The organism is Sphingomonas astaxanthinifaciens DSM 22298, from assembly GCF_000711715.1.
GTDB lineage: Bacteria > Pseudomonadota > Alphaproteobacteria > Sphingomonadales > Sphingomonadaceae > Sphingomicrobium > Sphingomicrobium astaxanthinifaciens_A.
Window position 1 is genome coordinate 19189 of sequence record NZ_JONN01000002.1, and the last position, 23468, is coordinate 42656.

The 23468-nt window shown below is 68.4% G+C and carries 19 protein-coding genes; 11 read left to right on the forward strand and 8 right to left on the reverse strand.

Annotated features, from left to right (window positions below):
* Nucleotides 1-37: 37 nt before the first annotated feature.
* Nucleotides 38-946 carry a CPBP family intramembrane glutamic endopeptidase gene (locus BS69_RS0111125; RefSeq protein ID WP_084184598.1) on the forward strand — a complete coding sequence of 303 codons (909 nt, stop codon included), beginning with the start codon at nucleotides 38-40 and terminating at the stop codon, nucleotides 944-946.
* Here the strand turns inward: BS69_RS0111125 and BS69_RS0111130 are convergent.
* The gene (locus BS69_RS0111130; RefSeq protein ID WP_029942029.1) at nucleotides 943-3111 is read right to left on the reverse strand and encodes a primosomal protein N'; all 2169 of its coding nucleotides are present in this window, start codon (nucleotides 3109-3111) and stop codon (nucleotides 943-945) included. The genes BS69_RS0111125 and BS69_RS0111130 overlap by 4 nt on opposite strands.
* Nucleotides 3112-3174: 63 nt before the next feature.
* On the opposite strand from BS69_RS0111130, the gene paaA reads away from it, so the two are divergent.
* The 9 genes from paaA to BS69_RS0111175 all read left to right on the forward strand — a co-directional run bounded on the left by paaA (nucleotide 3175) and on the right by BS69_RS0111175 (nucleotide 12192).
* The gene (paaA, locus tag BS69_RS0111135) at nucleotides 3175-4167 is read left to right on the forward strand and encodes a 1,2-phenylacetyl-CoA epoxidase subunit PaaA (protein ID WP_029942030.1); all 993 of its coding nucleotides are present in this window, start codon (nucleotides 3175-3177) and stop codon (nucleotides 4165-4167) included.
* A gap of 45 nt (nucleotides 4168-4212) precedes the next feature.
* On the forward strand, nucleotides 4213-4494 hold the full coding sequence (gene paaB, locus BS69_RS0111140; RefSeq protein ID WP_029942370.1) for a 1,2-phenylacetyl-CoA epoxidase subunit PaaB: 282 nt from the start codon (nucleotides 4213-4215) through the stop codon (nucleotides 4492-4494).
* Nucleotides 4494-5315 carry a 1,2-phenylacetyl-CoA epoxidase subunit PaaC gene (paaC, locus tag BS69_RS0111145; protein ID WP_084184600.1) on the forward strand — a complete coding sequence of 274 codons (822 nt, stop codon included), beginning with the start codon at nucleotides 4494-4496 and terminating at the stop codon, nucleotides 5313-5315. The genes paaB and paaC overlap by 1 nt, the downstream gene beginning before the upstream one ends.
* Complete coding sequence (locus BS69_RS0111150; protein WP_029942032.1) at nucleotides 5312-6388, forward strand: ferredoxin--NADP reductase; 1077 nt, start codon at nucleotides 5312-5314, stop codon at nucleotides 6386-6388. Before paaC ends, BS69_RS0111150 begins: the two co-directional genes overlap by 4 nt.
* A 48-nt stretch (nucleotides 6389-6436) precedes the next feature.
* A complete protein-coding gene (locus BS69_RS0111155) occupies nucleotides 6437-7645 on the forward strand; it encodes an amino acid aminotransferase (RefSeq protein WP_051676769.1) in 1209 nt (402 codons plus the stop codon).
* Complete coding sequence (locus BS69_RS0111160; protein ID WP_029942034.1) at nucleotides 7638-9686, forward strand: alpha-ketoacid dehydrogenase subunit alpha/beta; 2049 nt, start codon at nucleotides 7638-7640, stop codon at nucleotides 9684-9686. Before BS69_RS0111155 ends, BS69_RS0111160 begins: the two co-directional genes overlap by 8 nt.
* A 1-nt stretch (nucleotide 9687) precedes the next feature.
* Complete coding sequence (locus BS69_RS14320; protein ID WP_156957016.1) at nucleotides 9688-9858, forward strand: hypothetical protein; 171 nt, start codon at nucleotides 9688-9690, stop codon at nucleotides 9856-9858.
* Nucleotides 9855-11066, forward strand: coding sequence for a dihydrolipoamide acetyltransferase family protein (locus BS69_RS0111170; protein ID WP_029942035.1), 1212 nt, complete (start codon nucleotides 9855-9857; stop codon nucleotides 11064-11066). Before BS69_RS14320 ends, BS69_RS0111170 begins: the two co-directional genes overlap by 4 nt.
* Before the next feature lie 70 nt (nucleotides 11067-11136).
* Complete coding sequence (locus BS69_RS0111175; RefSeq protein WP_029942036.1) at nucleotides 11137-12192, forward strand: AI-2E family transporter; 1056 nt, start codon at nucleotides 11137-11139, stop codon at nucleotides 12190-12192.
* Nucleotides 12193-12203: 11 nt separating this feature from the next.
* On the opposite strand, the gene BS69_RS0111180 is transcribed toward BS69_RS0111175, so the two are convergent.
* From BS69_RS0111180 to BS69_RS0111210, 7 genes are read right to left on the reverse strand one after another with little or no spacing between them, the layout of a single operon-like run.
* On the reverse strand, nucleotides 12204-13823 hold the full coding sequence (locus tag BS69_RS0111180) for an AMP-binding protein (RefSeq protein WP_029942037.1): 1620 nt from the start codon (nucleotides 13821-13823) through the stop codon (nucleotides 12204-12206).
* Between the two features lie 3 nt (nucleotides 13824-13826).
* Nucleotides 13827-14465 (reverse strand): TetR/AcrR family transcriptional regulator, encoded by a 639-nt coding sequence (locus tag BS69_RS0111185; RefSeq protein WP_029942038.1) that lies wholly within the window; start codon nucleotides 14463-14465, stop codon nucleotides 13827-13829.
* Nucleotides 14466-14469: 4 nt separating this feature from the next.
* Entirely contained in the window at nucleotides 14470-15642 is a 1173-nt protein-coding gene (locus BS69_RS0111190) for an iron-containing alcohol dehydrogenase (RefSeq protein ID WP_029942039.1), read from the reverse strand.
* A 55-nt stretch (nucleotides 15643-15697) separates the two neighbouring features.
* Nucleotides 15698-16846 carry a CaiB/BaiF CoA transferase family protein gene (locus BS69_RS0111195; protein WP_037504836.1) on the reverse strand — a complete coding sequence of 383 codons (1149 nt, stop codon included), beginning with the start codon at nucleotides 16844-16846 and terminating at the stop codon, nucleotides 15698-15700.
* Entirely contained in the window at nucleotides 16843-18093 is a 1251-nt protein-coding gene (locus BS69_RS0111200) for a cytochrome P450 (protein ID WP_029942041.1), read from the reverse strand. The genes BS69_RS0111195 and BS69_RS0111200 overlap by 4 nt, the downstream gene beginning before the upstream one ends.
* Entirely contained in the window at nucleotides 18093-18995 is a 903-nt protein-coding gene (locus tag BS69_RS0111205) for an MBL fold metallo-hydrolase (RefSeq protein ID WP_029942042.1), read from the reverse strand. The genes BS69_RS0111200 and BS69_RS0111205 overlap by 1 nt, the downstream gene beginning before the upstream one ends.
* 52 nt (nucleotides 18996-19047) lie before the next feature.
* Nucleotides 19048-21360, reverse strand: coding sequence for a TonB-dependent receptor (locus BS69_RS0111210; protein ID WP_029942043.1), 2313 nt, complete (start codon nucleotides 21358-21360; stop codon nucleotides 19048-19050).
* Between the two features lie 170 nt (nucleotides 21361-21530).
* Between BS69_RS0111210 and BS69_RS0111215 the strand changes: the two genes are divergently transcribed.
* Nucleotides 21531-23459: a flavin-containing monooxygenase gene (locus BS69_RS0111215; RefSeq protein WP_037504886.1), complete on the forward strand. Its 1929-nt coding sequence runs from the start codon at nucleotides 21531-21533 to the stop codon at nucleotides 23457-23459.
* Nucleotides 23460-23468: the final 9 nt, after the last annotated feature.

The window sequence follows — 23468 nt, forward strand, 5'->3', positions numbered from 1 at the left end:
GTCCTAGCCTGACCGTCACTTGGGAGCGGGAACAGCCATGGACGAAGGGCAAGGACCGGCGGCGGCACGGCCGTTGTGGCGGAAGATCGTCATCGCGATGGTGATTTCGATCGCGGCGATGGTGGTGGCGGGACTGGTCTCGACCTGGCTGCTCGGGCTGCTGCCGATGGACGGGACGCTGCTCTCCACCTTTACCAAGGCGTCGGTGACGGTGCTGGTCGCCTTGCTCGCCTACAAGCTGGTGGTCGCGCGGGTCGGCGAGCGGCCGCGCGACGACCTCGCCTTCATCGCCGCGGGCCTGCGCGATCTTGTGCTGGGCACGCTCGGCGGGGCGGCGCTCTTCTCGGCGGTGGTCGCGGTGGCAGCCTTGCTCGGCGTCTATCGGCTCAACGGGATCGACGACCCCAGGGAGCTGCTGTTCGCGATCCTCGTCTTCGGGCTGGTCCCGGCGGTGACCGAGGAGATCGTCGCGCGCGGGATCCTGTTCCGCTTCCTCGAGGAATTCGCGGGCTCGTGGGCGGCGCTCATCATCACCTCGGCGCTGTTCGGGCTGGCCCATTACGGCAATCCCGGCGCGACCCTGTTCAGTTCGGCCACGATCGCCCTCGAGGCGGGCGTGCTGCTCGGCGGCGCCTATATGCTGACCCGCAACCTGTGGCTGGCGGTGGGTCTTCACGGCGGATGGAACGCGACGCAAGGCGGGCTCTACGGCCTGCCGGTGTCGGGCTTACCGAGCCGGGGCTTCTTCTCCTCGACCTTGTCGGGCGATCCCCTCCTGTCGGGCGGCTCGTTCGGGCTCGAGGCCTCGCTGATCGCGGTGGTGCTGGTCACCGGCGCGGGGGCGTGGCTGGTGGTGCTCGCCCGGCGCCGCGGCCACGTCGTCGGCCCCTGGTGGGTGACCCGGCGGGTGCGGAGCGAGGAAGCCGCCGCGCCGCTCCCCGCCTAGAGGAAGGAATAAGGGTCGACGTCGACCGCGACGCGGACCTTCGAGCCCCATTCGACCTGCCCAAGCCAGTCGCGAATGACGTCCTGCACGTCGAGGCTGCGGCGGGCGTGGACCAGCAGCCGGAAGCGGTGGCGCCCGCGCAGCATCGCCAGCGGGGCCGGGGCGGGGCCATAGACTTCCATGCCCTCGACCTCCGGCGCCTTGCGGCCAATGCGGTTCGCGATGCTCTCGGCCTCCTCGCGGTCCTCGGCGCTGACGACGATCGCGGCGAGCCGGCCGAAGGGGGGCATGCCCGCTTCCTGGCGCGCCGCGGTCTCGGCGGCGACGAAGCGCTCGGTGTCGCCGCTGGTCAGCGCGGCGATGACCGGGGCTTGCGGCTGGTGGGTCTGGACGAACACCCGGCCGGGCTTGTCGCCGCGCCCGGCGCGGCCCGCCACCTGGCTGATCTGCTGGAAGGTCCGCTCGGCCGCGCGCAGGTCGCCGCCCGACAGGCCGAGGTCGGCATCGACGACGCCGACGAGGGTGAGGTTGGGGAAGTGATAGCCCTTGGTGATGAGCTGGGTCCCGATCACGATGTCGATCTCGTGCGCTTCCATCTGCCGGACGAAATCGGCGGCGCGGGCGGGCGACCAGATGGTGTCGCTGGTCACCACCGCCGCGCGGGCGTCGGGAAACAGGGCCTGGACCTCGTCGGCGATCCGCTCGACGCCGGGGCCGCAGGCGACCAGGCTGTCCTTGTCGCCGCACTCGGGGCAGGCCTCGGGCGGGGGCATGACATGGCCGCAATGGTGGCAGGCGAGCCGCCGCATCAGCCGGTGCTCGACCATCCAGGCAGTGCAATTGGGGCACTGGAAGCGGTGGCCGCAGGTCCGGCACAGGGTCAGAGGCGCGAAGCCGCGGCGGTTGAGGAACAGCAGGCTCTGCTCGCCCGCCTTCAGATTGGCCTCGAGCTCGGCGACCAGCCGCGGCGCCAGCCAGCGGCCGCGCGGGGGCGGGTCGGCGGTGAGGTCGAGCGCGTCGAGCGAGGGGAGGACCGCCCCGGCGTGGCGCTGACGCAGGCGAAGCTCGCGGTAGCGGCCGCTCTCGACCATCGCCCGGGTCTCGATCGCGGGGGTGGCTGAGGAGAGGATGACCGGGATATCCTCGAACTTGGCCCGCATCACCGCGACGTCGCGGGCGTGATACTGGACCCCTTCCTCCTGCTTGAAGCTCGGCTCATGCGCCTCGTCGACGACGATCAGGCCGAGATTGGCATAAGGCAGGAACAGCGCCGAGCGGGCGCCGACCACGACCTTCGCCTCGCCGCTTGCGATCCCCCGCCAGGCGCGGCGGCGCTGCGAGGAACGGAGGTCCGAGTGCCAGGCGACGGGCGCGCATCCGAACCGCGCGGCGAAGCGCTTGAGGAAGGGCTCGGTGAGCGCGATTTCGGGGAGCAGGACGAGCACCTGTCGGTCCTGGCGGACGGCCTCGGCAACGGCTTCGAAATAGACTTCGGTTTTCCCGGAGCCGGTGATGCCGTCGAGCAGCACGGGATCGAACCCGCCGCCGATCGCCCCGGTGAGGCTGTCGGCGGCCGCGCGCTGGTCGGGGCTGAGCTCGGGCGGGCCGAAGCCGGGATCGGGAAGGGCAAGGGGCTGGTCGGCCTCGACCATCACCTTCTCGAGCGCGCCCGCATTGACCAGCCCGCGCAGCACCGCGTCGCTGACCCCGGCATGGTCGGCAAGCTCGCGGATCGTCCCCTGCCGGCCCTCGATCCGCTCGAGCGCCTGGGTCCGCTGCGGGGTCAGCCGCGGGGGGACGACGCCGGTGGGCCGATATTCGACGAGCTGGCGACCGCCTTCCAATGCGCTCGAGGAGGGAAGGACCATCCGCAGCACCGCGGCGAGCGGCGAGAGGTAATAATCGGCGGTCCATTCGCACAATCGGCGGAGCGGCGCGCGGATCGGGGGGACGTCGATCAGGCCGGCGAGAGGGCGGAGGCGGTTGTCGCCCACGTCCTCGCTCGGCAGCCGCTCGGCTTCCCAGGCGACCCCGATCAGCTGGCGCGGGCCCAATGGCGCGACCACCACGCTGCCGGGTTCGACCGCGAGCCCATCGGGCACGCGATAGTCGAGCGGACCCAAGGCGGCATTGAGGGTGACGACACGGGCGCGGGGGAGGGGCACGGGCCCGCCTCTAGGCGAAAGGACGTGCTGGAACCAAGGCCCTGCAATCGCTATCTAAGGTCCATGTACACGACTGACCTCAGCAAGCCCGGCGCCAAGGTGCAGCCGATCGCCCCGCAGGAAGACCCGGCGCTCCTCGCCGCCTTCGAGGCGCGGGTCGCGGCGGACGAGTTCATCGAGCCCAAGGACTGGATGCCGGAGGCCTATCGCAAGACGCTGACCCGGCAGATCAGCCAGCACGCGCATAGCGAGATCGTCGGCATGCTCCCCGAAGGCAACTGGATCACCCGCGCGCCTTCGCTCCGGCGCAAGGCCATCCTCCTCGCCAAGGTGCAGGACGAAGCGGGCCACGGCCTCTATCTCTATTGCGCGGCCGAGACGCTGGGGACTTCCAGAGAAGAGATGATCGAGGCGCTCCATTCGGGGAAGGCCAAATATTCGACCATCTTCAACTATCCGACGCTGACCTGGGCCGACATCGGCGCGATCGGCTGGCTGGTCGACGGCGCGGCGATCATGAACCAGGTGCCGCTCCAGCGGACTAGCTACGGTCCCTATGCCCGCGCGATGGTCCGGGTGTGCAAGGAAGAAAGCTTCCACCAGCGCCAGGGCTACGAGATCATGATGCATCTCGCCAACGGGACCGCGGCGCAGAAAAGGATGGCGCAGGACGCGCTCAACCGCTGGTGGTGGCCGAGCCTGATGATGTTCGGGCCGCCGGACGAGAATTCGCCCAACACCGCCCAGTCGCTGCGCTGGCGGATCAAGCGCGAGACCAATGACGAACTGCGCCAGAAGTTCGTCGACATCACCGTGCCGCAGGCCGAGTTTATCGGGCTCAGCATTCCCGATCCCGACCTCAAGTGGAACGAGGAGAAGGGCGGCTACGACTTCGGCGCGATCGACTGGGAGGAATTCTATTCGGTCGTGAAGGGCGAGGGCCCGGTCGCGAAGGAGCGCATCACCGCGCGCCGCGAGGCCTGGGAGAAGAATGCCTGGGTCCGCGAGGCCGCGCAGGCGCATGAGGCGAAGAAGCGGGCGCGTCAGGCCGCTTGACGATTGCCGCCGCCACGGCGAAGGCCGCTGGCGACGGAGGATTTGATGTCTGACTGGCCGCTCTGGGAAGTGTTCGTCCGCACCAAGGGCGGGCTTGCGCACCGCCATTTCGGGAGCGTCCACGCGCCCGATGCCGAGCTTGCGCTGCGCCACGCCCGCGATACCTACACCCGCCGCCAGGAAGGGGTCAGCCTGTGGGTGGTCAAGTCGAGCGACATCGTCGCCAGCGACCCCGCCCAGGCCGGCGAATTGTTCGAGCCGGCGGCCGACAAGGTCTATCGCCACCCGACCTTCTACGACATTCCCGACGAGGTGAAGCACATCTGATGCCGAGCCTTCCGCCCATCCGTCCCGAGGACGAGGCCGTCGCTGCGCGCCTCAAGCCCGAAGGCGCCTTCGACGCGCCCGCCGATGCCCATGACCCCGTTCGCGCGGGCTATTGCCTCCGGCTCGGCGACGATGCGCTGATCCTCGGCCAGCGCCTCAGCGAATGGACCGGGCACGCGCCGTCGGTCGAGGTCGATTTGAGCCTTGCCAACATGGCGCTCGACCTCGTCGGCCAGGCGACCCTGTTCCTGGGCGAAGCGGGCGATGCCGACGAGCTCGCCTTCAAGCGCGACGTGCTCGACTTCCGCAACTGCCTGCTGGTCGAACAGCCCAATGGCGATTTCGCGCGCACCATGGTCCGGCACCTGCTGTTCACGACCTTCCAGCACATGCTGTTCGAGCGGCTTGTCGCGAGCCGCGACAAGGCGATTGCCGGAATCGCCGCCAAGGGGGTCAAGGAACTCGCCTATCATCGCGAGCTGGCCGCCGACTGGGTGATCCGGCTCGGCGACGGGACCGAAGAGAGCCACGCCCGCACGCTGGACGGGCTCGACTGGTGCTGGCGCTTCGTGCCCGAACTGTTCGAAGTGGACGGGGAGCTGGAAGCCGCGATTGCGATCGGCATCGCGGTCGATCCGCGCGGGTTCGAGGCTGATTATCGGGAGGCCGTCGGTGCGGTGCTGGCCGAAGCGACCCTGCCGGTCCCGCCCGACAGCCGCGCCATCCTCGGCGGTCGCCGCGGCCATCACAGCGAGCATCTCGGTCACCTGCTCGCGATCATGCAATATCTGCCGCGCACCTATCCGGACGCCGTTTGGTGAGCGAAAAGCATTTCCATGCCCTCGAGGTCGCGGAGATCGTCGAGGAGACCGACGAGGCGCGCTCGATCCGCTTCCACGTTCCGCCCGAGCTCGCCGACATCTTCCGCTATCGCGCCGGGCAGCATCTGACGCTGCGGGCGACCATCGGCGGCGAAGAGGTGCGGCGCAACTATTCGCTCTGTACCGCGCCGCACGAGGGCGCGCTCAAGGTGACGGTCAAGCAGATCGCGGGCGGTGCCTTCTCCAACTGGGTGGCGCGCGAACTGAAGGCGGGCGACCTACTTGACGTCATGCCGCCGCATGGGAGCTTCACCACCGATTTCGATGCGGCCGCCAGTCGCCGCTACGTCGCCTTCGCGGGCGGCTCGGGAATCACGCCCGTCATGAGCCTGGCGCGGACCGCGCTGGCCGAGGAGCCGGGCAGCCGCTTCACGCTCTTCTACGGCAATCGCGACGCGTCGAGCATCATCTTTCTCGATGCGCTGGCGGAGCTGAAGGACCGCTATCTCGGCCGGTTCGAGCTGTTCCATTTGCTCAGCGACGAGGACGGCGACGTCGAGCTGCTGAACGGGATGCTCGACCGCGCAACCTGCGACCGGGTGCTCGAGGCCTTCGTGCCCGAGCCCGGCCAGGTCGACGCCTATTTCATCTGCGGCCCCGGGCCGATGATGGACGCAGCCGAGGCTGCGCTGCTCGAAGCAGGGGTCGCGCCCGAGCGGATCCACATCGAGCGCTTCACCGCGGGGCGCCCCTCGGCGGCGCTGGCGGCGGAGATGGCCGAGCTCCAGCAGGCCGCCTCGGGCCAGCAGATCAGCGTCACCATCGACGGCCGGACCCGCAGGATCGCCTTCGATGGCTCGAATATCCTCGATTCCGCGCGGGCCGCGGGCCTGCCCGCGCCCTTCGCCTGCAAGGCCGGGGTCTGCGCCACCTGCCGTGCGCGGGTGACGGCGGGCGAGGTCAGCATGGCCGCGCGCTATGGCCTGACCGACGAGGAGATCGCCGCGGGCTATGTCCTCACCTGCCAATCGGTGCCCAAGGGCGAGGGTGTCGCGCTCGACTATGATGCGTGACGCAGGCAGCGCTTTCGTCCCGAACCAAGAAAGGCTAATCGCCGCCCCATGCTGACCAGCCTCGAGCGCCGCGGCCTTGCCGATTTGCCACCCCTCGTCAGCGATTCGCTGCTGGCGCTGATCGCGATGGTCAATGCTGACCCGCGGACCGACAAGATCGATGTCGGCGTCGGCGTCTATCGCGATGGCGCCGGGCGGACCCCCGTGATGCGCGCGGTCAAGGAATCCGAACGCCGCCTGCATGAGGCGCAGGACAGCAAATCCTATCTCGGCGGGGCGGGGGATCGGCGTTTTGCCGAACTGCTCCGGCCGATCGTGCTCGGCGCGCATGCCGGGGATGACCGGATCGTCGGGCTGCAGACCCCGGGCGGCTGCGGTGCCTTGTTCCTCGCGCTGAAGCTCATCGCCGCCTTCAACCCGCAAGCCCGCGTCTTCATGGGCACGCCGACCTGGCCCAACCATCCGCCGATGGCGCGCGGCGCGCGGCTCGAGATCGTCGAATATCGCCATTACGATCCCGTGGCCCGCGCGGTCGATTTCGGGGCGATGATCGAGGCGCTGGAATCGGCGCGGCCGGGCGACGTCGCGCTGCTTCACGCCTGCTGCCACAATCCGACCGGCGCGGACCTCAGCGAGGACCAATGGCGCGAGGTCGCGCGGGTGGTCGCCGAGCGCCGGCTGATCCCGCTCATCGACTTCGCCTATCAGGGATTCGGGCGCGGGCTCGAGCAGGACCGCTTCGGGGTCGAGGTCCTGCTCGAGGCCTGCAACGAGGTCCTCATCACGCAGAGCTGCGACAAGAATTTTGCCGTCTATCGCGACCGTGTCGGCTGCCTGTTCGTCAAGGCACCGAGCGCCGACATCGCCAAATTCGCCATGACCCACCTCCTCCAGATCAGCCGCGAGGCCTGGTCGATGCCGCCCGACCATGGCGCAGCCGCGGTGCGGACGGTGCTGGACAATGCCGACCTCGCCGCCGACTGGCGCGTCGAGCTCGACGCGATGCATGGCCGGATCCGGATGGTTCGCGAGCGGATCGCCGCCGCCGATCCCAGGCTCGCCTATATCGCCGACCAGCAGGGCATGTTCTCGATGCTGCCGCTGTCGGTCGAGCAGGTGAAGCGGCTGCGCAGCGAGCACAGCATCTACATGGCCGACAGCGGCCGCGCGAACCTCGTCGGCATCGCCGACGGTGACCTCGACCGCTTCTGCGAGGCGGTGGTCGGCGCGCTGGACACCCCCACCAGCCATGGCTGAAGCGGACCCCGAGTTTAGCGTCGACACCGACTGGGAAGAGGTCGCCCGCCTGGTTCTCACCAGCCGCGAGATGGACCGGCTGGAGGAGGAGGAGCTCGTCCCGGCCAAGCAGGTGCTCTACCAGTTCAGCGCGCGCGGCCACGACATGGCGCAGGTGCTGCTCGGCCTGAAGCTCCGCGACGGCGACGCGGCCTGCGGTTATTATCGCTCGCGCCCGCTGCTGCTCGCGCTCGGCGTTCCGCTGGCCGACGCGCTCGGGAGCGGGATGGGCCGGTCGGGCGGCTATTCGGGCGGACGCGATATCGGGGTGGTGTTCAACTATCCCAATCCCGGCGGCGCGCATGCGCTGCCGATGTGCGGCGGGGTCGGCGCGCAATATACGCCGGCCGCGGGCTGGGCGCAGGCGATTCGCTACAAGGCCGAGGTGCTGAAAGGGCAGGCGCGCGGCAACATCGCGCTGGTGCTCGGCGGCGACGCGAGCTGTGCGACCGGGGGCTTTTGGTCGGCGCTGACCATCGCCACCACGCAGAAGTTGCCCTTGCTCTTCTACGTCGAGGACAATGGCTACGGCATTTCGGTGCCCTCGACCTACCAGACGCCCGGGCAGAATATCGCCGCCAACCTCGCGAGCTTCACCGGGCTGACGATCTTCAACGGCGACGGGACCGATCCGCTCGAGGCCGCGCGGCTCATCGATGCGGCGGTGGCGCATGTCCGAAGCGGGCAGGGCCCCGCGCTGCTGCGGCTGACCGTCCCGCGGCTCGAGGGGCACAGCTACCAGGACACGCAGACCTACAAGAGCGAGAGCGAGATCGCGACCGAATGGGCGCGCGATCCGCTGCCGAAATTGAAGGCATATTGCGCCGGCCGGCAGATCGGCGAGCAGCGTTGGGGCGAGCTCGAGCAGTCGGTCGCCTGGGACGTCGGCCAGGCCCGCGCCGAGGCCGAGGCACGGCCGGTTCTGCCGGTCGACGAGGTCGCCAACGACGTCTTCTTCTCCGGCACCCATGCCGAGGTCGGTGGGCGTGCGGGCCTCAGCTTGGAAGGCACGCACGAGGAGCCGCGCCCCGAGGGCCAGCGGATCAACATGGTGACCGCGATCCGCCGCGTGCTCGACCAGGAGCTCGAGGCCAATCCGAAGATGTGCGTCTTCGGCGAGGACGTCGGGCCCAAGGGCGGCGTCCATGCGGTGACGCTTGGCCTCCAGGACAAATATGGCGTCGGCCGCGTGTTCGACACCAGCTTGAACGAGGAGGGCATCGTCGGCCGCGCGGTGGGGATGGCGCTCGCCGGCCTGCTGCCCGTGCCCGAGATCCAGTTCCGCAAATATGCGGAGCCTGCGACCGAGCAAATCAACGACACCGGGACGATGCGCTGGCGCACCGCCAACCGCTTCGCCGCGCCGATGGTGCTGCGCGTGCCGGGCGGCTTCTTCAAGTGCGGCGATCCCTGGCACAGCCAGACCAACGAGGTGCAGTTCGTCCACAATCCCGGCTGGAAGGTCGCGGTGCCGAGCAATGCCGAGGACGCCGTCGGCCTGCTGCGCATGGCGCTCCGCGGCCACGATCCGGTGCTGTTCTTCGAGCATCGCGCGATGCTCGACGACAGCTGGGCGCGGCGGCCGTGGCCGGGCGAGGGCTATGTCCTGCCGTTCGGACGGGCGAAGAAAACGCGTAACGGCGACAAGATCACCATTGTCACCTGGGGTGCGATGGTCCCGCGTTGCGAGGCCGCGGCCGAGGGCTTGAGCGCCGACGTCATCGACCTGCGCACGCTTGCACCTTGGGACCGCGAGATGGTGCTGGAGAGTGTCTCGCGCACCCGGCGTTGCCTGATCGTCCACGAGGACCTGCGTACCGCGGGCTTCGGGGCGGAGATTGCCGCGGTGGTGGCGGACGAGGCCTTCCTCGACCTCGACGCGCCGGTCGCGCGGGTGACCATGCCCGACATTCCCTCGCCGCATCACCCGGCGCTGCTCGAGGCGGCGGTCCCGAGCGTCGCCCGGATCCGGGCCGAGATCGACCGGCTGGTGGGGTTCTGAGGTGATCGACCTGTTCCGTCGTCACGCCGCCGCGGCGACCCTCGTCCTGACCTTCGTCGCCTGCGCGGTCGGTGCGCTGCTCGGCATGAGCATGCTGGAACTGATGGGTCTGCTCGCCTTCGGTGCGATGATGGCGGCGATCAACAGCATCGGGAGCAAGAACAGGGGATGATCGAGGTTCGCGTTCCCGACGAGCAGGAGGGCACCAAGGCGGTCGTCCGCGCCTGGCTCAAGCAGCCGGGCGACAGGGTCGCGCTCAACGATCCCTTAGTCGAGCTCGAGACCGACAAGGTGACGCAGGAGGTGCCGTCGCCGGCGGCCGGGGTGCTGGCCGAGATCCTGCTCGGCACGGACGCCGAAGCGATGCCGGGGGCGCTGCTCGGGCGGATCGACGCGGAAGGAGTTCAATCAGCTCTGCTCGTGCCGAGCGACGTCGAGGCACCATCGCGCGAGGCCACCCGTCCCTCGACTTCGCTCGGGACCAGCGGTGGGGAGATGGAAACCCGCCTCTCCCCCTCGGTTCGCCGGGCGCTCATGCAGCATGACATCGACCCCGCCCGGATCACCGGCACGGGGCGCAATGGGCGGATCACGCGCGAGGATGTCGATCGCGCCGTCGGATCCGCGACCGTTACCCATGTCGAGAGCGGCCCGAAGGTCACCGCCCAGCCACGCGTCGCGGAAGGCAATTGGGGCGACATCCCGCACGACCGGATGCGCCGCGCAATCGCCGAGAACATGGTGAAGGCGGTGACCGACGCCCCGCATGTGACCGCGCTGTTCGAAGCCGACTTCACCGCCATCACCGCGCACAAGAAGGCGCTCGCCGCGCGTGGCACAAAGCTCAGCTACACCGCCTATCTGCTCAAGGCCGCGGCCGAGGCGATGAAGGTCGCGCCCGCGGTCAACGGCCGCTGGGCCGAGGACCGGATCGTCATCGCGCCGACGGTCGACATCGGGGTCGGCACCGCGCTTGGCGACAAGGGCCTCGTCGTGCCGGTGGTGCGCGACTGCGCCTCGCTCGGCCTCGAGGAGATTGGCGCCCGCCTCGACGACCTCACCGTCCGCGCCCGCGCTGGCAAGCTCGAGCGCGGCGATGTCGCGAACGGCAGCTTCACCATCTCCAATCACGGCGTCTCGGGCTCGCTCCTTGCCGCGCCGATCATCCTGCACCAAGGGCAGGCCGCGATCCTTGGGGTCGGCAAGCTCCAGAAGCGCGTGGTTGTGCTCGATCAGGACGGCAGCGACGTCATCGCGATCCGGCCCATGGCCTATGTCACGCTCACCATCGACCATCGCGTGATCGACGGCCACCAGACCAACGCCTGGCTGTCGCGCTTCGTCGAGATCCTCGAGACCTGGCCCGCGCCTTCCGCCTGACCAAGGCGTGGCGCTTGAACAAGCGGCGCCTCTCTGTCACCCAAGCCGGCATGACAGGACGAGACAGACGATGAGCGCGCATCCGGCGCCGCCGCCCGGGGCCGATGCCCTGTTCGTCCGCAAGACGCTGATCGTGATCGGTCTCGTCGCGCTCGTCTGGCTGATCTGGCAATTGCGCGACGTGCTGCTGATGGTGTTCGGCGCGATCGTCATCGCCACCCTGTTCCAGAGCCTCGCCCAGCAGTTCGAGCGGCTTCGCATCCACCAGGGCGTCGCCTTGCTGCTGTCGGTCCTGACCGTGGTCATCATCGTCGGCGTCGGCCTTGCCCTGTTCGGCAAGCAATTGTTCGACCAGGCCGAGGAAATCCGTGCCGCGCTGCCGCAGGCGTGGGCGGCGCTCAAGGAGCGGCTGGCGACGGTCGGTCTCGACGGACAGCTCGAACAGTTCGGCAAGGGAGGGGCGAGCGGAAGCCTCGCCGCCAATGCCGGGCAATGGGTGATGTCGCTCGGCAGCGGGCTGGCGGACGCGCTGCTGATCGTGGTCGGCGGCGTGTTCATCGCCGCCTCGCCGCGCTTCTACCGGGCGGGCATCATGAAGATGGTCCCCGAGCACCGCCGCGGCCTCATCGGCGATGCGCTGGCCGACACCGGCAAGGCCCTGCGGCTGTGGCTCCGGGCGCAATTGCTGACGATGGCGGTGGTGGGATTTGCGACCGGCATCGGCCTGTGGCTGATCGGCATGGAAAGCGCGCTTGCCTTTGGCCTTCTGGCCGCGTTGCTCGAATTCATTCCCTTCGTCGGGCCGATCCTCTCGGCGGTCCCGGCCGTGCTGATCGCGGCCGCCACCAACCCCGAGCTCGCGTTGTGGGTGGCCGGGGTCTATTTCATCGTCCAGCAGCTCGAAGGCTACCTCTTCTCGCCGCTGCTGCAGCAATGGGCGGTCGACCTTCCGGGCGCGGTGATGCTGTTCTCGCTGCTGGCGATGGGGACCTTGTTCGGCCCGCTCGGCATCGTCTTTGCCGCGCCGCTGACGGTGGTGGTCTATGTGCTCGTCAAGCGGCTCTACGTGCGCGAGGCGCTTCACACCAAGACCGAGATCCCGGGCGAGGACGTCCACCTCCACTAGGCGCAGGGCGACTAGCCGATCGCGTCGCGCCGAAGCCGCATCCCGGCCTTCTCGCGGTCCCAGGTGTCGGCGGTGATGCCCTCGCGCCGAAGCTTGGCCTTCTGGACCTTGGCCGAGGGGGTCTTGGGCAGTTCGTCGATCACCCGGATGTAGCGCGGCACCATGAAGTAGGGCATCCGCCCGGCGAGGAAGGTCGAAAGCTCGACGACGTCGATGGTCTGGCCGGGAACCGGCGCGATGACCACCATCACCTCGTCCTCGCTATACTCGCTCGGAACGCCGATCGCGGCGGCCTCGCGCACGGTCGGATGCGCGCAGACCTCGACCTCGACCTCGAAGGAGGAGATGTTCTCGCCGCGCCGCCGGATCGCGTCCTTCACCCGGTCGACGAAGTAAAAATAGCCCTCTTCGTCTCGGCGGAAGGCGTCGCCGGTGTGGAACCAGCCGTTGCGCCACGCCTCGGCGGTCGCTTCGGGATTGTTATTGTAGCCGCTGTTGAGGCCCCATGGACGGTCGCTTCGGACCAGCATCTCGCCGATCTCGCCGACGGGGACTTCGCAATCATTGGCATCGACCAGGCGCACTTCCACGCCCGGGCGGACGCGGCCGCAGGTGCCGCGCTTCCGGGGGTTGGCCTCGGACACGCAGGGCGAGGCGATCTCGGTCATGTTGAAGATGGTGTAGATGTCGATCCCGAACCGCTCGGTGAAGGCGGGCGCCTGTTCGGTGAACGGCACCATGAAGGCGAGCTTCACCCCATGGTCGCGGTCGTGCGGCCCGGGGGGCTGCTTCATCAGGAAGGTCGCCATCACGCCGAGCAGGAAGACGACGGTCGACCGGGTCGCGCGCACCGTCTCCCAGAAGCGCTCGGTGGAGAAATTCTCGACGATCGCCACCGAGGCGCCGCGCGCCAGCATGACGAAGGGCGGGCCCATGCCGCCGATGTGGAACAGCGGCGCAACCGTCATGTAGCGGTCGTCGGAGCCGACCATCGGCCAGCTTTCCGGTCCCGCGTTCGAGAACATGTGGAGGTAGGAGGAGAGCACCCCCTTTGACGGGCCGGTGGTGCCCGAGGTGTAGATGATCGACTGCAGTTCCCACGGCTCGATCGGCGCGGCGAGCGGCGCCAGTTCCTCTTCGGTGCCGTCGAGATCCGCGAACTGGACCACGGGGAGGGGCGGGGTTCCGGGCGCCGCGGGTCCGGTCAGGACAAGCTGCGCAATGCCCGCCAGCTCGACCTCGGCAAGGCGCGGGGCGAGGTCGGGATGGCACAGCAGGATGCGCGCGTCGCTGTTCTTCAGGACATGGGCAAGGAGGTTGCCGCGATAGGCGGTGTTGAAGGGCACGAAGACCGCGCCGAGATAGTTGATCGCGTAGAAGGCGAGCAGGCCTTCGCGGCCGTTGGGCAGCCAGACGGCGACCCGCTCGCCGCGCGTCACGCCGAGCTTCTGCAGGCCCACCGCCTTGGCGATGACCCGGCGGCGCACTTCGGCGAACGACCATTCCTCGCCGTCCTCGAAGATGACGTGGGTCTTGTCGGGCTGCTGCGCCGCGTGGCGGTCGAGGAGGTGGCGAAGGACGCATTCGTCGCGATTGGGAATGCGCGGGTCGGTGAAGTCGCGGGGGCCCATGGGTCAGTTGATCCCGATCAGGCGCAGGCAGGCCTGCACCGCTTGCTGGACGATCGATTCCGGGCTGCGGCGGCTGCCGGCGCGATAGCAATTGGGAATCCAGCTGAGGAGGCCGCCCATCCAGACCGACATGGTGGCCGCGTCGGACAAGGTGACCTGGCCGGCGCTCTGGCATTCCTCGACCAGCCGGGCGACGCGAATGTCGAACTCGTGCCGCAGGCGCATGATCTGCTGCGCGTCCGAGCGCTCGAGGTTCATCATCTCGCGCTGGTAGACGACGATATAGTCGCTGCGCTCGATGATGATCCTCGCGACCTGCTCGAGTGCGGCGCGAAGCCGGTCGACCGGGGTCCCGGGGGCGTCGGCGACCTGGTCGAGTGCGCCGAGCGATTCGGTCACGCCCATGGCGCAGACCGCCGCCAGGATCTCGCCCTTGTTCTTGTAGTAGGTGTAGAGGAACGGCTTGGTGACGTGCAGGCGGTCGGCGAGCATGTCGAGGGTCGCCGCCTCATAGCCCTTCTCGAAGAAGATCGCGCTCGCTTCCTCGAGGATTCGCGCCTTCTTGTAGGCGATGACCTCGGGCTTGATGTTGCGACGCCCGCTATGCTTGGGCACCGCCTTGAGACTGCTCGCTGCCACCATCAGCTCAGGCCGCCATGCGCAGGATCTGCAGGATGTCGTCGGCCGAGTGCACCGCGCGGGGACCGGTCCGACCCCAGATGTCGAGCAACGTATATTCGGCCACCTGCTGGAACCTCTCTTCCGTCACGCCGACTTCCGACAACGTCCGCGGCATGCCGAGCGAACGGATGAAGCGGTCGAGCGCTTCGGACGCGGGCATGCCCGGCATTCCGAGGCAATCGCTGATCCGTGCCTGGCGGCTGTCGTCGTCCTCGGCATTCCACGCCAGCACGTAGGGCGCCATGACACAGGAGCAATAGCCGTGGGGCACGTCGCAGGTGCCGCCGAGGATATGGCCGATCGCATGGCTCGGTCCCATCGGCACGCCGCCGATGATGCTGATCATCGATTGCCAGGCACCGATCTGACACTTGAGCCGGCCTTCCAAATCGTTGGGATCGGCCTTCACCCGCGGCAGTCCCTCGGCCAGCAAACGCAGCGCGCTGTCGGCAAGGCCATTGGCGAAGTCATTCGACTTGTCCGAGCCCAGCGTCTCGACCGCATGGTCGACCGAGCGGACCCCGGTCGAAAGCCACAGCCATTCGGGCGTGTGGCGGCTGAGCGCGGGATCGAGCACGACCATCACCGGTGCCATCAGCCGGTGCTCGTAGCCCTGCTTGTGCGCGGTCTCCTCGTCGGTCGAGCCGGACAGGGCATTGAACTCACCGCCCGACAGGGTGGTGGGGATGCAGATGACGCGGATGTCGGGGCCGACGGTCACCGGATTGACCACCTGTCCCTCGGGGGTGACGTAGACGCGCAGCGGCTCGAACGCGGCAATGTCCTCCACGCCATGCTTGATCAGCAGGGTGACGATCTTGCCAGCGTCGGTGACCGATCCGCCGCCGACCGTGACCACCAGGTCGGCATCGGCGGCGCGCGCGGCATTGGCGGCGGCAAGCACGTCGGTGCGGGGCGCGTGCGGGTGGATGCCGTCGAAGGTCGCGGCATGGCGATCGCCCAAGGCCCGCTCGATCGCGGCCACCTCGTCCGTCTTGTGGCGCAAGGTCGAGCCGGCGAGGATGAAGACCCGGCGGGCGTCCTGCCGCTCGGCCTGCTCGCGGATCGCCTCGGCGGCCGGGCGGCCGATGCTGACCCGCTCGGTCGCGGTGAAGGTCATCTCGGTACCTGCCTGCATCACTCTACTCCTTCGACATTCGGCCGGCGCCGGGGGCGGGCGCCGGCCAGGATGGTCAATCCGCGTGGAGGATTCCACGCGCAATCAGTGTCTGCCAGTAGCGATCGTCCCCGGCCCAGTCGCGCAGGGCCTCGAGGCCGCCGCTCCCCGCTGCCGCGGGTGCCGCGCCGCGCCGCGCGGGCGTGCGCGAGAAGCGCGGCGCGGGCTCGGGCTCGAGCCCGGCGAAGACCTTCCGTTCGACATTGGCGGGATGGGCGGCGGCTTCGGCGAGGGTGAGCACCGGCGAGACGCAGGCGTCGAGGCGGTCGAAATGGTCGGTCCATTCCGCCCGGCTGCGCGCGCGGAAACGGGCGGCGATCCGGTCGGCCCGCGCGTCCCAGTGACGCCGGTCGAGGCGGTCGGGAAAGTCGCAAGGATTGAAACCCAGGCCGGCGAGGAAGGCGTCGTGGAAATTTTCCTCAAGCGCGCCGACCGCCATGAACTTGCCGTCGGCGGTGTCGTAGCAGCGATAGAAATAGGCGCCGCCGTCGAGCAGGTTGTCGCCGCGCCGCTCCGTCCACAAGCCCCCCGCCTGCCAGCCCGCGATCTGGGTGAAGAGCAGGGCGGCGCCGTCGAGCATCGCCGCGTCGACCAGCTGGCCGCGGCCGCTGCCGGCCCGCTCGACCAGCGCAGCGAGGATCCCGCCGACGACCAGCATCCCGCCGCCGCCGAAGTCTCCCACCAGGTTGAGCGGCGGGACCGGCGGGGCGTCGCCCGGTCCCATGGCATGGAGTGCGCCGCTGAGCGCGAGATAGTTGATGTCGTGCCCGGCCGCGCGCGCCAGCGGTCCGTTCTGGCCCCAGCCCGACATGCGGGCATAGACCAGCCGCGGATGCGCCGCGCAGACCGTTTCGGGACCGAGCCCGAGCCGCTCCATGACGCCGGGGCGATAGCCTTCGAGAAGGACGTCGGCCGACCCCAGCAGCCGGTTGGCGAATTCGTGGCCGTCCGCGTCCTTGAGGTCGAGGACGATCGAGGCGCGGCTGCGATTGAGATACTGGACCGCGGCGCTGCCGAGATAGGGGGGCGCGCCGGCCCGCTCGATCCGCAGCACCTCCGCGCCGTAATCGGCCAGCATCATGCCCGCAAAGGGGGTGGGGCCAAGTCCGGCGAACTCGATCACCCTTATGCCTGCGAGCGGCCCGCCGCGACCGGCGCTGCTCATGCGGGGAGCGGCCAGCGGACGGGCAGGCGCTCGAGGCCGCGGAAGAGAAGCCCGCGCCACGCCGGGGCGGCGGTGTCGACGCGCATCCCGGGAAGGCGCCGCGCGAGGGTCGCCAGCGCGATCTCGCCCTCGAGCCGGGCCAGCTGGGCTCCCACGCAGAAGTGAATCCCGCCGCCGAAGCTCAGTTGCCCGGCCTCGCGGCGGCCGATGTCGAAGCGGTCGGGGTTGCTGTAGACGCCCGGGTCTCGATTGGCCGCGGCGGTCAGCGCAAGCACGCGCTCGCCCGCCTTGATCGTCCGGCCGCCGATGGTCACGTCGTTGAAGGCGGTCCGATAGGTGGCGGTGAGCGAGCTTTCGAAGCGAAGAATCTCTTCGGTCGCGCTGGCGGCGAGACCGGGGTCGGCGACAAGCCGCTGCCACTCGCCCGGATGGCGGTGCAGCGTCAGCACGCCGTTGCCGATCATGTGCGCAGTGGTCTCGAAGCCGGCGCCGAACAGGCCGATGGCGACGGTCGTCATCTCGCGCTCGCTGAGACCCTCGCCGCCTTCGCGGGCGTGCAGCAGGGCGGTCGCGAGATCGTCCTGCGGGTGGCGGCGGCGGCGCTCGAAGATGCCGCCGAAGAACTCCTCGAGATAGTCGATCTGGCGGTTGGCGAGCGCCAGCTCCCCGGGCGGGAGCGCGCGCATCTCGAGGACGAGGAAGCTGTCGGCGATCGCCTGGTTGAGCTTGGCGAGAAGGGCGTCGTCCGCTTCTTCTTCGCTGATCCCGAGCATGTCGCACATGACGAGGGTCGGGAGCCGGTAAGCGAAGTCGTGAATCAGCTCCATCTCGCCCCGCGCCAGGTGGCGATCGATGAGGGCGTCGGTGATCTCCTGGATACGCGGGCGCATGGCCTGCACGCGCCGGGCGGTCAGCGCCTGGGTGACTAGGCCGCGCAGCCGGGTGTGCCGCGGCGGGTCCTGGAACACGAACACCTCCGACAGCCACTGGTAGGAGGAGTGGCTGAGGACGTCGAAATCGGGCCCGTAGAGGAGCTGGATGTTGCGGACGAAGTCGCCCTGGCCGAAATTGACGCGGTCCATCACCACCGCGCGCACGTCCTCGTAGCGGCTGACCACCCAATAGCCATGGTCGGACCAGTGGACGGGATCGGCTTCGCGCAGGTGGTTGAAGACGGGGTGCGGCTCGGCGAGCAGTCTGCAGTCGGAAGGATCGAGCGCGAAGCTCGGCACGGCCGCGGTCGCCATCAGCGCAGGTCCTTCACATAGACCGGGCGGAAGGCGCCGTCCTCGCGCGTGACACGAACCAGATGCTCACCGCCGAAATGCGCGGGGACGAGCAGGGCGCCGCTGTCGGCGACCTCTTCGAGCGTCTTGCGGCGCGAGGCGATGGCCTGTTCCGGATCTTCGCAGAAGCGGCTGTTCCAGTCGGGCCGGTGGACCTGCATCGGATGGTGGAGGATGTCGCCGACGAAAAGGGCCTTCTCGCCGCCGTCCTCGAGCGCGAGCGCCATCTGCCCGGGAGTGTGGCCGGGGCGGGCGTGGAGCGTCATTCCCGGCAACACCTCATGGCCGTCCTCCGCCCAGATGGCGCGGCCGGCGTCGATGATCGGCTGGACGCTGTCCTCGAACACGCCGGCATTGACGAACGCGCCCTGCTCGGTCGGCCGCGCGCCAGTCCCGGCCGGGTCCCAATAGTCGCGGTCGGCGACCGGCAGGATGTAGCGGGCGTTGGGGAAGGTCGGCTGCCAGCGCGCGTCGACCAGCTGCGTGTTCCAGCCGACATGGTCGATGTGCAGATGCGAGCAGACGACCGTGTCGATGTCCTCGGGCCGGTAGCCGGCGCGCGCGAGGCGGGCGAGGTAGTCGGTCTGCAGATTGCCGAAAATCGGGATTCCGGGCCGCTCCTTGTCATTGCCCGCGCCGGTGTCGAACAGGATACGCTCGGCGCCGGTATCGATCACCCAGCTTTGCAGGACGCCGAAGATCTTGCCCTCGTCGGGGAGGTAGAAGTCGGGGACGAACTCGGGCTCGCGCCGGCGCCACACGGGCTCTTCGTAACCGGCGAACAGGAAGTCGGCGCTGCTGAAGCCGCCGCTCCATTCTTCGACCCGGGAAACGGTGATCTGGCCGATACGAAACTGGTCCATGTCACACCTCCGACCGGACCGGCGCGAGGCCGGTCCGGCGCTGTCCCTGCGCCTAGAATTTGGTTCCGAGCGTCAGGCCGTAGGTCCGCGGCGGCATCAGCGAGCCGACCCGTACGTAGGCGAAGGTCGCCGCGGTGATGATGTTGTTGGCGACCACATATTTGTCGCCGATGTTCTTGACCCAGCCGCGGACCATGAAGCGCTCGCCGGGCGTGTAATAGGTCAGCCCGGCATTGAAGAGCGCATAGCCCTTCTGTTCGGCATCATAGTTGTTGAACTCGGTGAAATAGACCTTGCTCTGGTAGGACATGTCGGCGTCGGCGACGATCTTCGAACGGCCGAGCGGCACGGTGTAGTCGAACCCGCCGCCGAAGCTGAAGGAAGGCGCGTTGGGCAGCCGCTTGCCGCTGAGGTCCGCCAGCGCCGGATCGCTCGAACAGGCTTTGTAGCTGATCCCCGGCCGCGGCACGGCGGCGCCGTAATAGCCGTTGCAGAAATCGGTGAAGCGGGCGTTGAGATAGGCGCCATAGGCGTTGAGGTTGAGCTGGTCGGTGACCTTGCCCTGCACCTCGAGCTCGGCGCCATAGTTGCGGGCGGAGGCGGCGTTGACCGTTTCGACGATGCTCTGCGCGTTGACGAAGCCGACCTGCAGATCCTTGTAGTCGTAATAGAAGACCGCGCCGCTTAGCAGCACGCGGCGGTCGAACAGCTTGCGCTTGAAGCCCGCTTCGTAATTCCAGACGAATTCGGGATCGATGACCGCATTGGCGCTGCCGACGTTGATGACCCCCGACTTGAAGCCGCGCGTGATGGTTCCGTAGAGCAGGGTGTCGGCGTCGGGCTCATATTCGACCAGGAACTTGGGCGTGATCGCGCTCCAGCCCTTCTTCTTGTCGGTCGGCACGTTCACACCGATCGCATCGAAGCGGAAGAAGCCGCTGCCTGCGCGCCGCTCGTAATTGTAGCGCGCGCCGGCGGTGATCTTGAGCTCGGGCGTGACCTGGTAGCTGCCCTGCAGGAAGGCGCCATAGGCCTTGGTCTTCACCGTGCCGCGCTGGAGGTAGAATCCATCGTCGAAGATGTCGGCCGGAAGCCCGAACAGGACGCCAAGGTTGACGGTCGGCACCCGCACCTCGCCGAACAGCTTCTCGCGGAAATACATGAGGCCGCCCAGCAGTGTGACGTTGCCGGCGGAGTAATTGCCGGTCAGTTCCTGGCTGAACGACTTGCTGTCCTCGGTGTAGTCGTTGCGGCCGTACATCCACACGTCGCTGACATCGAGGTCGTCGCGGTTGAAGCGGCGGAACTTGCGATAGGCGGTAGTCGACTTGATCGCCACGTCGCCGAGGTTGAAGTCGAGGATCCCGGTGACGCCCGTACCCCTGCGGCGGTTGAGCGGCTCCTCGTCCGAATAGATGTTGCGGAAATTGGGCTTCTCACCGCGGGCGGCGTAATAATCGATGATCGACTGGCCGCCGATCAGCTTGTGAGGAAGCGCCGCGTCGGGGACGATCGATGGCCCGAAATAGTGGAAGGCGTAATTGGCGTCCTTTTCGCGGCTGTGGTCGCCGATGAGGGTCAGCTTGACGTCGGGGGTGAGGCGACTGACGAGGACGCCGCGGAAGGCGTAGGCGTCGCGGTCGTCGATGTCGCGCCCGGTGAAGAGATTCTTCCCGTAGCCGTCGCGCTTCTCATATTTGCCCGCGACCCGGACCATGAGCTTGTCGTCGGCGATCGGCCCGCCGACCGCGGCCTCGAGCACGCGGCTCTGATAATTGCCGATGGTCAGCCGGGCATAGCCCTCGGGTGTGGTGGTCGGCTTCTTGACGACGAGGTTGATCGCGCCGCCGGTCGCGCCGCGCCCGTAGAGGGTGCCCTGGGGCCCGCGCAGCACCTCGATCTGGTCGAGGTCGTAGAAGCCGCTGAGCTGGGCCGAGGGGCGCGAGATGATCGCGCCGTCCTGGAGAAAGGCGACCGCGCCATCGGCACCGAGGTCGATGCTGGTGAGGCCGATGCCGCGCACGAAGGTGCGATTGACGCCGAACTGGTCGCCGATCGAGACATTGGGGACGACCGTCTGGAGGTCGCCAATATTCTGGATCCCGCCGGGCATGATCTCGTCCGAGCGGATCGCGCTGATCGCCGCCGGGGTCTTGGCAAGCGAGAGCGACTGCTTGGTCGCGGTGACGACGATGTCGCCGGCATTGTCGCTGGGGGCAGGGGCGGGGGTTGGATCGGCGGGTTGCGCGGTGGCCTCCGCAGCGGCGGTCGAATCGGCGGCGGCTTGCGCCTGAGCGGCGGCGGGAAAAGCGAGTGTGAGACCGGCCAGCCAGGCAGCCGAGTGAAGCAGGTGATGCGATTTCATGGGGCCCTCCTCCGCGCGACGACCGCGCCTCCTACTCGCCAGTATAAGTCGAGAATTTTGAGTAGGGCAAGCGGTCAATTTCTCGCCTCGACTGGACGTCGGCGGGCACTTGAGCTACTGACGAGTATCTATTTGAAATGCGGGATTTGCGGGTGGGCGACAAAGCGAAGATGGCCATTGATCGGGACCGGCTCGCGAATGGAATCGCGCAGGCCAACATCCCCTCGTTGCTGATGGTACTGGTCCAGCTGACCGGCGACTCGCGCTGGCTTGCCGATCCCTATGCGCCGAGTCGCGCCGGGGGCCTCGACGACAATGACGATGGCGGGCTCGACCCCGCCATCCAGCAGGAAATCCGCGCCGCCGCGCGCGACGCCATCTTCGCCTGGCTCGACGGCGCCCCCGTCGCCGATCCCGATCCGGCCGACACCCGCCTCGCGGCGATGCTGGCGGTCGCGATGGGCGAGCCGGTGCCGCCCGAATATGGCGAGATCATCGCCTTCAACCTCGGTCTTCGTCGCCCCGATCCGGCCCTGGCCCCGGGCCGCCCGCTGAAAGCGATCATCGTCGGGGGCGGGATCTCGGGCCTGTGCGCGGCGGTCAACCTGACGCAGGCGGGCGTCGCCTGGGAAATCTTCGAGAAGAACGAGGATGTCGGCGGCACGTGGTTCGAGAACCGCTATCCCGGCTGCGGCGTCGACACACCCAACCTCACCTACACCTTCTCCTTCGCCGAATGGGACTGGGCGCATTATTTCCCGCTCCAGAGCGAGATCCGCCGCTACCTGTCGGCGGTCGCCGATCGCTTCGGCGTGCGCGACCATGTCCGCTTCGGGACCCGGGTCGAGGAAGTCCGCTGGATCGAGGAAGATCGCCAGTGGGAGGTGAGCGCGGCCAAGGCCGACGGCAGCCGCTTCGTCGCCCGCGCCGACGTCGTGCTGAGCGCGGTCGGGGTGCTGAATGTCCCGCAGAAGCCCGCCATTCCGGGGATCGAAAGCTTCGCCGGGCCCGTCGTCCACACCGCCGAATGGCCCGAGGATCTGGACGTCACCGGCAAGAAGGTCGCGGTGGTCGGCAACGGCGCGTCGGCGATGCAGCTCGTTCCCGAGATCGCCCCGCGCGTCGCCGAGCTCAGCATCTTCGCCCGTTCGAAGCAGTGGGCCGCGCCTTTCCCGCAATATCGCCGCGAGATTCCGGCCGACGTGCGCTACCTCATGCAGGCGGTGCCGCTCTACCGCCAATGGTATGAGCAGCGCCTGACCTGGACCTTCAACGACCGGATCCATAGCTCGCTGTTCAAGGACCCGAGCTGGCCCGAGCCGCAGCGGTCGCTGAACGCCGTCAATGATGGGCACCGCCGCTTCTTCACGCAATATGTCGTCGACCAGCTGGGCGACCGGCAGGACCTGCTCGACAAGGTGCTCCCGGACTTCCCCCCGTTCGCCAAGCGCATGCTGCTCGACAACGGCTGGTACCGCGCGCTCCGCCGCGACAACGTCCGCTTGGTCGCGGACCGACTGAGCCGGGTCGAGGAAGGTGTCCTCGTCGCCGGCAATGGCGAGCGGGTCGAGGCCGACGTCTTGGTGCTCGCGACCGGCTTCAAGGCGGCCGAGGTGCTTGGATCCTACGATGTCGTCGGCCGCGATGGGGCGGTGCTGCGCGAGGTCTGGGAAATCGACAATGCGTCAGCCTATCTCGGCACCGCGGTGCCGGGCTTTCCCAATTTCTTCATCCTCCTCGGCCCCAATGTCGGTTCCGGTCACGGCGGCAGCATGATCCGCTCTATCGAGAACCAAATGCATTATATTCTGGAGATACTGAAGCTCCTTTCCGGTTCGCGCGCGGAGACGATCGAGGTTCGCCCGGAGGTCTATGATGCCTATCGTGCGAAGGTTGATGCCGCGCATGAGAAAATGGTCTGGACCCACCGCGGGGCCGACAATTGGTATCGCAATTCGCGCGGTCGGATCGTCGCCATCACCCCGTGGCGGAACGACGATTTCTGGCGCATGACCCGCAGGGCGGACCCGGACGACTACCTTCTCGACCGGGCGACCGCGAAAGGCGAGCCGGCGGCGCGGGAGGCGTCGGCGGGCTGAGGCGGGAGC